General features: G+C 49.4%; 10 protein-coding genes. 9 read left to right on the forward strand and 1 reads right to left on the reverse strand.

The annotated features are described in order from the left end of the window. Positions 1–147: 147 nt before the first annotated feature. The 9 genes from AC3DOM_RS10345 (at position 148) to AC3DOM_RS10385 (ending at position 8,889) form a co-directional block, all read left to right on the forward strand. The gene (locus AC3DOM_RS10345) at positions 148–387 is read left to right on the forward strand and encodes a hypothetical protein (RefSeq protein ID WP_487918970.1); all 240 of its coding nucleotides are present in this window, start codon (positions 148–150) and stop codon (positions 385–387) included. Positions 388–431: 44 nt separating this feature from the next. Further along, positions 432–1,517, forward strand: a complete 1,086-nt coding sequence (locus AC3DOM_RS10350) for an ArsR/SmtB family transcription factor (protein WP_487918971.1) — start codon at positions 432–434, stop codon at positions 1,515–1,517. 165 nt (positions 1,518–1,682) lie between these two features. After that, the gene (locus tag AC3DOM_RS10355; RefSeq protein ID WP_487918972.1) at positions 1,683–2,069 is read left to right on the forward strand and encodes a hypothetical protein; all 387 of its coding nucleotides are present in this window, start codon (positions 1,683–1,685) and stop codon (positions 2,067–2,069) included. After that, positions 2,066–3,388, forward strand: coding sequence for an acyltransferase family protein (locus tag AC3DOM_RS10360; RefSeq protein WP_487918973.1), 1,323 nt, complete (start codon positions 2,066–2,068; stop codon positions 3,386–3,388). The genes AC3DOM_RS10355 and AC3DOM_RS10360 overlap by 4 nt, the downstream gene beginning before the upstream one ends. A gap of 73 nt (positions 3,389–3,461) precedes the next feature. After that, positions 3,462–5,165, forward strand: a complete 1,704-nt coding sequence (locus tag AC3DOM_RS10365; RefSeq protein ID WP_487918974.1) for an NAD(P)H-dependent oxidoreductase subunit E — start codon at positions 3,462–3,464, stop codon at positions 5,163–5,165. 105 nt (positions 5,166–5,270) lie between these two features. After that, positions 5,271–5,978, forward strand: a complete 708-nt coding sequence (locus AC3DOM_RS10370) for a 2Fe-2S iron-sulfur cluster-binding protein (RefSeq protein WP_487918975.1) — start codon at positions 5,271–5,273, stop codon at positions 5,976–5,978. Beyond that, positions 5,979–6,134: a hypothetical protein gene (locus tag AC3DOM_RS10375; protein WP_487918976.1), complete on the forward strand. Its 156-nt coding sequence runs from the start codon at positions 5,979–5,981 to the stop codon at positions 6,132–6,134. Further along, on the forward strand, positions 6,127–8,232 hold the full coding sequence (gene fdhF / locus AC3DOM_RS10380; RefSeq protein ID WP_487918977.1) for a formate dehydrogenase subunit alpha: 2,106 nt from the start codon (positions 6,127–6,129) through the stop codon (positions 8,230–8,232). Before AC3DOM_RS10375 ends, fdhF begins: the two co-directional genes overlap by 8 nt. 12 nt (positions 8,233–8,244) lie before the next feature. After that, complete coding sequence (locus tag AC3DOM_RS10385; RefSeq protein WP_487918978.1) at positions 8,245–8,889, forward strand: methyltransferase; 645 nt, start codon at positions 8,245–8,247, stop codon at positions 8,887–8,889. A 150-nt stretch (positions 8,890–9,039) separates the two neighbouring features. On the opposite strand, the gene AC3DOM_RS10390 is transcribed toward AC3DOM_RS10385, so the two are convergent. Further along, complete coding sequence (locus AC3DOM_RS10390; RefSeq protein ID WP_487918979.1) at positions 9,040–10,230, reverse strand: nitroreductase family protein; 1,191 nt, start codon at positions 10,228–10,230, stop codon at positions 9,040–9,042. Positions 10,231–10,302 lie beyond the last annotated feature (72 nt).

The following is a 10,302-nucleotide window of genomic DNA, read 5'->3' on the forward strand; positions in this document are numbered from 1 at the left end:
GAAACAATTCATAATAAGGGATTTTTTCTAAAATTGCCTCTTGACAAATTATTTTAGAAATGCTATTATATGCCAGTAACCCGAATATCCGCATAACCAGATTACACGCAATTGCACATACTATCCGTAATTCAAAAGGAGAAACCCATGAACGACTTCCTGTTTCAAGAACGTTTAGCAGAAGAGTATCGTCGTGATAAAATGGCGACCGCTGAAGAGCAAAATAAATATGCTCATCTCTCTAAAAAGAATATGGCCGTGTTCACCTACAAGGTTTTGTCCAAAGTGGGTGCAACTCTTGAGAACACAGGCACAAAAATGCAGGAACATTTTGAAAACCTTGCTCTACAAGAACAACGCAACACATTACCGAACTTGGCCAAATAATAGCCTCGTACTTATGAAGACCGCCAATTTATCAGGAGAGAAATATGGTCCCACCCATCGATAGTTTCATTGAAACCCCTGCCCGGACCCGCATCCGGGTGGGGCTCGCCCCTGTTCAAAACGCAATCCAAAGTCTGCTGCTACTCACCAAAACCAAAGAGCTTTCCGGGCTAGGCGACTGGGTCATCAACACCGCCCATCAGCTTTCGCCTGAAGAGAGAAAGATGCATTATCGGGTGATGATCGCATTTTATCACGCCATTTTGCCAGAACAAAGATGGAGTAGTTTCCCTGTCTACATCCAACATCTCGAAGAGATGGATCCAGTGGTTTTACGCGATAAAATGATTAATAGTTACTTTAAATTGAGTCTCAAAAAAGAAACAGATAATTTCACAAAAGATACTGTTCTTGGCAGTGAGGAAAACTATATCGCATTCTTGAAAGAGCGTTTTGATGATAGTCACATTGATGAAGAATTGGAGCGCTGGGCTTATGGATATGTAGTGGATCCACCGGCAATGCAAAAATTGATCACCTCCCATTTAAAACGATACTGGGATGATTATCTTTCAACCGAATGGGAACGAACACTCCCCACGCTAAAGAAAGCCGTTAAGGCTTTTCAGCATGCGGATTTTAGCCAGATGGATGATTTCCAAGCAGTCGAATATGTGACCGGGCAAACTCTGGATGCCGAATTTTGGGAGAATAAATGCCAGGAATCCGATGGTCTATTTTTCGCTCCATCATTACATGTTGGCCCGTACCTGGGGAAATATTTCGAAGATGACCAGCTTGGATTTATCTTTGGTGCACGCCTGCCAAATGATGCCCCTATATATGCACCTGAACTTAGTCAGGCTGAGATCTATGTTCGGCTAAGTGCTTTAGCCGATGAAACACGCCTGCAAATATTACGACATATCGGTGATCAAGGCGAAAGCTGCTCAACCGAGATTATCGAATCGCTCGACTTAAGCCAATCTGCAACATCACGCCACCTTACCCAGTTGACCGCGGCTGGCTATCTCATCGCCCGTCGGATTGAGGGAGCAAAATGTTATCGGCTAGACAAGGAGCGCATCGCAAATACGCTCGATACAATTAAGGTCTTTCTGGCTCTGTAAAATATGCAACTAAAGGGTTAAGGAAACAAAGAAATCATCTTTCTCCCCATCAAGAACTCCTGCACCGCAAGGCAGGAGTTCTTAATTTAAGGAAACGAACAAATCACCTGTAATTTATTCGCTCGGCGATGTTAGAATTGAATATCACTTAACAATGGAGACAATATGGTTACAAAAAATCTGCGCACCTGGTTCGTGATCCATTTTATCGCTGACTTTCTCTTTGGAATCCCATTACTGATCGCTCCGGTTTGGATGCTGACCCTCTTCGGATGGCCCAACATCGATCCCTTTACAGCCCGCCTTGTCGGGGCAGCCTTGATCGGAATTGGTGGTGAATCCCTCCTAGGGCGGAATGCCAACGCCGACACATTCCGCGCCATGCTCAATCTGAAATTGCTCTGGGCGAGTACTGCGATCATCGGGATGGTAACAACGCTGATGACAGGAAACTACCCCCTGATCGGTTGGGGCATCGTCGGCATTTTTGTTATTTTTTTCTTCGTCTGGCTCTATTATCGTCTGCAACTCCGTGAAGGTGATCCTAAATGACCTCACAGAATAAATCTCAGAACGTCTGGCAACAGGCAGCCTTACTGGCCGAAAAAACGCCGGAAAACCGCAATCGTTATGTCGATTTTTTGCGGGCTGCGTCGATCATCACCGTTATCTTTGGGCATTGGCTGGTTGTTGCACCCTATCTTGATTCAGGTGAGCTGGTTCTTACGGATATTCTCTCACTCGCACCCTGGACGCAGTGGGCAACATGGCTTTTACAAGTCATGCCCATATTCTTTATCGTTGGCGGTTTCTCCAATGCCATCTCCTGGAAGTCCGCCCTGAAACGTGGTGATGGTTATAGTGTCTGGCTGGCATCCCGTCTGCGCCGTTTGATCACACCAGTCCTGCCGGTACTTATAATTTGGGGCGTCCTTGGCCTGATCGCAAATTTCTTCAACGCAGACAAAACCGTCTTAATAGCAGCCTCCAGTTTTGCCCTTCTTCCAGCCTGGTTTTTAGTGATCTATATTATCGTGGTCAGTCTCGTGCCAATCGCTTACCTCGCCTGGGAAAAACTCAAACTTGGCTCTTTCTGGCTTCTGGTTGTTTGCGCAATTCTGGTTGATATCGCTGTCTTTGCGGCAGGCTGGAAAAATTTTGGTTGGGTCAATTACATCTTCATTTGGCTTGCAGTTCACCAATTAGGCTTTGCCTGGCAGGAAAAATATATCAGCGGGGCAAAAAAAGCGCTTCCATGGGCAATTGGCGGGTTTGTGGCATTAACCTTACTTGTCACATTTGGACCCTATCCGATCAGTATGGTTTCCGTTCAAGGGGAGGAGATCAGCAACACCCTCCCTCCAAATCTGACCATGCTCGCCCTGGGTGTTTTTCAGGGTGGACTTTTGCTCTCGCTCGAAAAACCGATCCGAAAATGGCTGGATAAGAAAAAAGTGTGGACTGCCACCGTATTGATCAATGGGATGATCATGACCCTTTTCCTATGGCATGTTTCGGTGCTGATTCTCATTGCTGGATTGGCCCTGGCCTTTGGAGGGATAGGATTGGAAATCGTTCCTGGGTCTTCGGCCTGGTATTTAACACGCCCGATCTGGATTCTCATCCTGAGCATCGTTTTGCTACTCATCACCCCAATCTTTATCCGCTTTGAACGATTGCGTCCGCAAAAAAGCACTGCTCCCGTTCCGGTTTGGCGACTACTCACAGGTGGCCTCTTCTTTTGTGTAGGGCTTGCCGTCCTGACACTTAATGGAATCCCGTCAGATTATTGGCCGGGAATCCGGCTCGTTGAATTATCATTGCCCTTTATTGGCGCTCTCATAGCAGGGTTCGGATTTATGAATAAATGATAAGAAGATAAATATCCCATTGCGGATAAGATTTATCGAATATAATATAATATCTTTATTTAACGGAGAATTTATGCTGCAAACAAAATCCAAATTATCTTTTAGCGATTTTCTGGAGAAAAATGCATCACGAGGCAGAACAATGCTTCTGCCAGCTTTGCTGAAAGCCCAAAATGAATTTGGCCATATTTCAAAAGATGTTGCTACAGAAATTGGCCAGGCCTTAAACACCCCCCTCGCAGACGTGACCGGTGTGATCGAATTTTATTCGATGCTTTTTTCCGAGCCCACTGGCGAGACGATCATCCGCGTTTGCACCAGTCCAAGCTGTTCGGCACGCGGTGGCCGCAGCCTCCACCACGAACTATTGCATCAACTCAATCTGGTCACAGATGGCGCAACCCCTGATGGAAAATACTTCGTCGAGAAGGTGCAATGTCTGGGATTATGCGATAAAGCGCCCTCTGTCCTTGTGGACGAGATCGCTGTTGGGAACGCAACCAGTGAGCGGATCTTTAATCCACCAGATGATCTGGCAACAAAAATCTATCCCCAGGAAGCAGTCATCACCCAGCGCATCGGGAATGTAGATCCGACCAGCCTGGATGATTATCTCAACAATCAGGGCTTCGAAGGGTTGCGTAAAGCGCTGGAACTCGGTTCCGAGAAAATGATCGAGTGCATGGCGGAATCAGGCCTTTTAGGACGCGGCGGCGCAGCTTTCAGCACCAAGCTAAAATGGGAGGGCGCAGCGGCGGCATCTGGTCAGTCCAAATATATCGTTTGCAATGCAGATGAGGCTGAACCGGGTACCTTTAAAGATCGCATCCTCCTGGAAAATGATCCCTTTGCCATTCTGGAGGGGATGCTGACAGGCGGGTTCGCCATCGGGGCAACAAAGGGTTTCATTTATATTCGTGGTGAATATCAAAAAGCACAGAAGGTCTTTGCCCAGGCGATTGAAAGCGCCCGGGCAAAGGGTTATCTGGGAAAAAATATTCTCGATTCTGGATTTGATTTTGATATCGAGCTCCGTTCCGGCGCCGGTGCCTATATTTGCGGGGAAGAAACAGCCCTTTTTGAATCTATTGAGGGAAAACGCGGCTTTCCCCGCTTGAAACCCCCTTTCCCGACAACACATGGTTTATACCAAAAGCCGACTGTGATCAATAATGTGGAGACATTTGCCAATATCTCGCTGCTCTTTCGGATCGGTGTTGACGCCTATCGCAACTACGGAAGTGAAAAATCGAGCGGCCCCTGGCTATTCAGCCTTTCGGGTGACATTGAAAAGCCTGGCATCTACGAAATCACCAGACCAACGACTTTAAGAGAATTACTCGCATCTGCCGGAGGCATGAGAGATGGCAAGCATTTACAAGCCGTATTACTCGGCGGAGCAGCAGGAAAGTTTGTGCATCCCGACCAATTGGATGTACGCCTGACCCAGGAAGATGCCCGTGCAGCTGGATTGACTCTCGGTTCAGGCGCGGTGATCGTTCTCAGCGAAGATGTGAATTTAAAGCAAATATTGGCAGATCTGGGGCATTTCTTTGCCCATGAAAGCTGCGGAAAATGTTATCCCTGCCAGCTTGGTACCCAACGACAGGCCGAGATACTAGACCGGAATTTGGCTGGCGAGACCCTTGACGAGGACTTCTCCCGCCTGGAGGATGTCGGTTGGACAATGACCGATGCATCCCTATGTGGACTGGGTCAGACCGCTGGATCGGCTGTTTTGAGTGCAATGGAACATTGGCCTGAGATTTTTGCGTAAACTAAAATCAGCCCCTCACCTAGCCTCCCCCGCTTGCGGGGGAGGGACTGGTTCTCCCCCGCAAGCGGGGGGAGCCAGAGGGGGCAAGTTAAAGAAAGAGAAACCATGAAAGAAAGAAACACAATCACCCTGACCATCGATGGGGAGGCTATAGATGCCCCCAAAGATGCCACCATTCAACAGGTGCTGGAAACCATCAATAAACCAGCCCCGATCATTTGCTACCACGAGGCGACCACATCCGAAGGGATTTGCCGTCAGTGCGTGGTCGAAGTCGAGGGCTGGCGCGTATTAGCCCCAGCCTGTGTAACCAAAGTCAATGACGGGATGGTTATCTTCACCAACAGCGATCGGGTCAATCGTTCCAGACGCACTATCCTTGAAATGCTGAACGCCAGCGTTGACCTATCCGAATCCCCTGAATTGCAGGGACAAATGGATCAGTTCGACGCAGACCGAGAACGCTTCCCACAGGCAAAAACGCGCGCGCAGGATGTAAAAGACGATAATCCCTTCTTTGTACGGGATTATGAAAAGTGCCTGATGTGCTGGCGCTGTGTCCAGGCCTGCGGAGATGATATTCAATATACTTATTCGATCTCGGTGGGTGGACGTGGTTTCGAGAGCAAGATCTCAACCTTCTTTGACAGCAGTATGCCCGAAACGACCTGTGTCTTTTGCGGTAATTGCGTCGCAGTTTGCCCGACCAACGCCCTCAAAGGGAAAACTGAATACTTCATGGAACTTGGCCTGGATTACGACCAGATCCGGCAGGAAAAGCGCAAAGAGCGCAAGAAAAATGGGGATGGGTAAATGGCTAATAATTTATATCTTACCCGTCACTGCGAGGAAGGCGATAACCTGACGCGGCAGTCTCCCTCATTGCCGTGGAGATTGCTTCGCCAAGCTGAACTTCGTTCAGCCGCTCGCAATGACGTGCAATCAAACAAGGAAAACGCTCATGATTAACTCCGAAAAAACAGTCCGCTCGACCTGCCCTTATTGTGGCGTCGGCTGCCAAATTGATTTGCAGATCAAAGACCAAAAGATCTTCCGGGTGGATGCACCCTTTGGCGTGGCGCCTAATTTCGGGCGATTATGCACCAAAGGTCGCTTTGGCGTGGACTATGTTCACCACCCCTCCAGGTTGACCACCCCACTCATCCGCAAGGATTTTGGCATCAACCCACGCAAGGCAATTGGGTTGGAAGGATTCCGGGAAGCAAGCTGGGATGAAGCCCTTGATCTGGCTGCAAAGAAATTCGCCGAAATCGTTGAGAAAAACGGAGGCGATGCTATCGGCACATTCTGCTCCGCAAAAGCAACCAATGAGGATAATTACCTTTTCCAGAAATTTGTGCGCGGTGTGCTCGGGACAAATAATGTTGATCATTGTGCCCGGCTTTGCCATGCCGCCTCTGTCGCTGGCCTGCAAATAGCGATTGGTTCCTCAGCCATGTCAAATTCGATCGCCGAGATGAAAGACCTCGATGTCTTCATCATCGTTGGCTCAAATACCAGCGAGACTCATCCCGTCATCAGCACCTTTATGCGCGAGGCAATCGTCAAAAACGGTGCCAAGCTGATCGTCGTTGACCCCCGTCAAATTGAAATGACCCAGTTTGCCACACACTGGCTCCGTCAAAAACCCGGTACGGATGTGGTTGTCTTCCAGGCGATGGCGCAGGTCATCATCGAGGAAAAGCTATACGACAAAGAATTTATCCGTGAGCGGGTGGAAGGCTTCGACGATTATGCGGCATCCATCAAAGAGAGCACCCCTGAATGGGCCGAAGAGATTTCAGGCGCTCCGGCAGAAGATATTCGTGCAGCCGCGCGGCTTTATGCCAACGCCGAAAGAGCAGCGATCTATTGGGGGATGGGCATCAGCCAGAGCGTTCATGGCACAGATAATGCCCTCTCGCTCGCAAATCTTGCCCTGCTGAGTGGAAATCTTGGCAGAGCCGGTACAGGGTTAAATCCACTGCGCGGACAAAATAATGTCCAGGGATGCTCGGACTCAGGCGGCCTGCCAGACGTTTTCCCCGGCTACCAGAGTGTCACGGATCCCGAGATCAAGGCGAAATTCGAACTTGATTGGGGCGTACCACTGAACCCCGAAGCGGGTCTGACGACGATGGAAATGGTCGATGCCGCTGAAAAGGGTGTCATTCAAGGCTACTATGTGATGGGTGAAAACCCGATGATGAGCGAGCCCGATTTGCGCCACGCCCGGCATGTGATGGAAGAACTTGATTTTGTGCTTGTCCAGGATATTTTCATGAACGAGACTGCTGAATACGCCGATATCATTCTCCCGGCAACCAGTTTTGCCGAGAAGGATGGCACCTTTACCAATAGTGATCGGCGGGTGCAATTGATCCGTGATGCTGTCCCTGCGCCAGGCAGCGCTCGGGACGATTGGCAGATCGTCGCAGAATTGGCGCAGCGCGTGGAGGCGAAACTCGGTCGAGAAAAAAGTGCCGGCTTTGAATTTGATTCTCCCTCCACCATTTGGGATGAAATGGCTCGCCTGACGCCAGAATTCCAGGGTATTACCCATGCGCGTATCGTTAAAGAAGATGGCGTCCATTGGCCCTGTCCAACTCCCGATCATCCCGGCACGCCAATTTTATTTGCGGACACCTTCCCCAGCGGCAAGGGGAAATTGACCCCGCTCAATTATCGCCCTTCACAGGAATTACCTGATGACGATTATCCCCTGCTCCTCTCTACAGGACGGGTGCTCTATCATTGGCATGGCGGCACAATGACGCGCCGTTCCAAGCTGGATGATATTTACCCGGACCCAACTGTTGAAGTTCATCCTAAAGATGCCAAACCGCTCAATATTCATGCCGGCGACTGGATCAAAGTCCGCTCACGACGCGGCGAGATCACCGTTAAGGCATTGATCACCAAACGCTCACGACCGGGGATGGTCTTTATCCCGATGCACTTTGCCGAAGCCGCTGCAAATGAATTAACCCTGGACGCACGTGATCCACAAGCGAAGATCCCGGATTATAAGGTCGCCGCAGTAGTAATCGAGCCAATGCATTTATAGAGGAGAGGCCGCATGGAATGTTGTCAATGCCAGGGAATTGAGGCGAAATTTGATCAAGCCTATGTTTCCGAACAACTCGAAAATTACCGGAATGATGGTCTTAAAAAAACTGCCATCCAATTAATCGATGCCCTGCAAGCCGAAGATATTCAAGGGCTATCTCTCCTGGATATTGGCGGCGGCGTTGGTGGACTTCAGCACGCACTGCTTAATTCTGGTGTGCGCAATGCCATAAATGTCGAGGCTGCCTCGGCTTATCTCGAGGCCTGCAAAGTAGAGGCTGAACGTCAGGGGCATGCCGCCGCAATAGATCATATGCAGGGTAATTTTGTCGAAATTGCCGAAGATGTTCCGGCTGCAGACATAGTTACCCTCGACCGGGTGATCTGCTGTTATCACGACATGCCAAATTTGGTCGGCCTTTCGGCGAAGAAAGCAACCCGGTTTTACGGTGTTGTTTATCCTCGAGATATTTGGTTTTTAAAATTGATCGTTCAAATTTATTATAATTTTCGACATTGGGTAAATCGCAATTCAATGCGGGTTTTTATTCACCCTACCGAAGCAGTGGAAGCTTTGCTTCGAGAAAATGGCTTTTCACGCCATTTCCATCGCAATATGGGGGTCTGGCAGGTAGCAGTATTTAAACGCAAATGAACGAATACGGATGCGCCCCCGCAAACAAAAATCCCCGACTATAGGGTCGGGTCGTTAGTGATCGAGAAAGCGCGATAAGTGACGAGTAATAAGTGAAAACGCCTTCCGAAATCTGGAAGGCGTTTTTTGATGCAGGCAAATTATATGCCATCACTTTTCCTCTGCCACCCAACTCAGATCATATCTCGGTAAGGTTGCTTCTTTTTCTGTCGGGCGCACGGCAAAATGTCCTTGAATACCGAGGGCATCGCAGCCCATTTCCCAGTTCGCAGCCCAAATCCCGAGGGCAACGGGGGCATAATATTGGGAGGCGGTAGCGGCGTAGAAATCGAAGGATTTTATAGCACCCTTTTCGTCGGTCACGGCGGCGCAGCGAGTGGTTTGTCCATTATAGGAGGAGGGTGCCCATTGGCAAATCTCGTAATTGCGACCGTAATGATTGGAGGGGGGGGCATCCACGTCGAGGGGCTGGATAAAATCCGCATCTGCGAAAAAGAGTTCAGATTGCGGCAAACGACTGTTGCTAAGTCGAGAATTGAAAATGCGAATAAATAAGGGGATGTAGTTCGACTTATATCCGACAGCACAAACACAGACAATGTGATCTTTTTCGGAATCAAAGCGTTCGCCCAGGTTTTGCATGATGCTTGCATGATCTGCGCCGGGACCGATCCAGCAGGTGCCGAGTCCCATGCGGGTCACATCCAAAACGACTTTTTGCAGGCTCCTGCCAACATCGATCACGGAGAGGCGGTCGTATTCTTTCGGCGCGATGGCAACGAGGAACTCGGTCGCATTGACAGGGGGCCAGACGGTTAACGGGGCGGCGATATATTCAAAGCGGATCGGGGCTTCGCCGATCCTGGGTTCGGCAAGGTGGCATTGGATGGAGTCCATCAACTCGGCGTGGTCAGCTTCGGTCAGCTTACGAGTCTGGAAGGAACGGCAGGAATGTCTGGCGCGCATCAGGTCGAAGAGGTCGAGAGCATCGTTCCGTTTGGGCAAGCGTTCAGAGAAGCGCAGATTAAATTTTACAGTCACCAAGTCAAAGAGGGCGGCGATGAAGAGCAAGCTTCCAAGCACTGAGAAGATTTGGGCCAGAAAATTGATCTTGAACAGGCGCGATACGCCTGCGAGCAGGGCGAGTATCAGGATGAATATCACCGGCAGCAGATATTGCAGCCATCCCGTAAACTGAACCCGCATCTTTGCACGCACCATCCCTGCGGCAAGTTTTCTGAGAGGGATCATGGGGATACGCTCAAGAAGTGCGCTCTCATTTGCACCGAGGCCTTGCATAAAATCATCGCTATTTTTGGAATTCGTATCATTCTTTGTCACAAGGTTACTCCTGCAAGCTTTATTGCGTGTTATTACTTGCAATTAGTATACTCAAACTCTTATTGCAAGTCA

The sequence above is a fragment of the Candidatus Desulfolinea nitratireducens genome (assembly GCF_982879505.1).

Coding starts and splice junctions, on each gene's coding strand:
- AC3DOM_RS10345 (WP_487918970.1), top strand. CDS start 148: ATGAACGACTTCCTGTTTCAAGAACGTTTAGCAGAAGAGTATCGTCGT.
- AC3DOM_RS10350 (WP_487918971.1), top strand. CDS start 432: ATGGTCCCACCCATCGATAGTTTCATTGAAACCCCTGCCCGGACCCGC.
- AC3DOM_RS10355 (WP_487918972.1), top strand. CDS start 1,683: ATGGTTACAAAAAATCTGCGCACCTGGTTCGTGATCCATTTTATCGCT.
- AC3DOM_RS10360 (WP_487918973.1), top strand. CDS start 2,066: ATGACCTCACAGAATAAATCTCAGAACGTCTGGCAACAGGCAGCCTTA.
- AC3DOM_RS10365 (WP_487918974.1), top strand. CDS start 3,462: ATGCTGCAAACAAAATCCAAATTATCTTTTAGCGATTTTCTGGAGAAA.
- AC3DOM_RS10370 (WP_487918975.1), top strand. CDS start 5,271: ATGAAAGAAAGAAACACAATCACCCTGACCATCGATGGGGAGGCTATA.
- AC3DOM_RS10375 (WP_487918976.1), top strand. CDS start 5,979: ATGGCTAATAATTTATATCTTACCCGTCACTGCGAGGAAGGCGATAAC.
- fdhF (WP_487918977.1), top strand. CDS start 6,127: ATGATTAACTCCGAAAAAACAGTCCGCTCGACCTGCCCTTATTGTGGC.
- AC3DOM_RS10385 (WP_487918978.1), top strand. CDS start 8,245: ATGGAATGTTGTCAATGCCAGGGAATTGAGGCGAAATTTGATCAAGCC.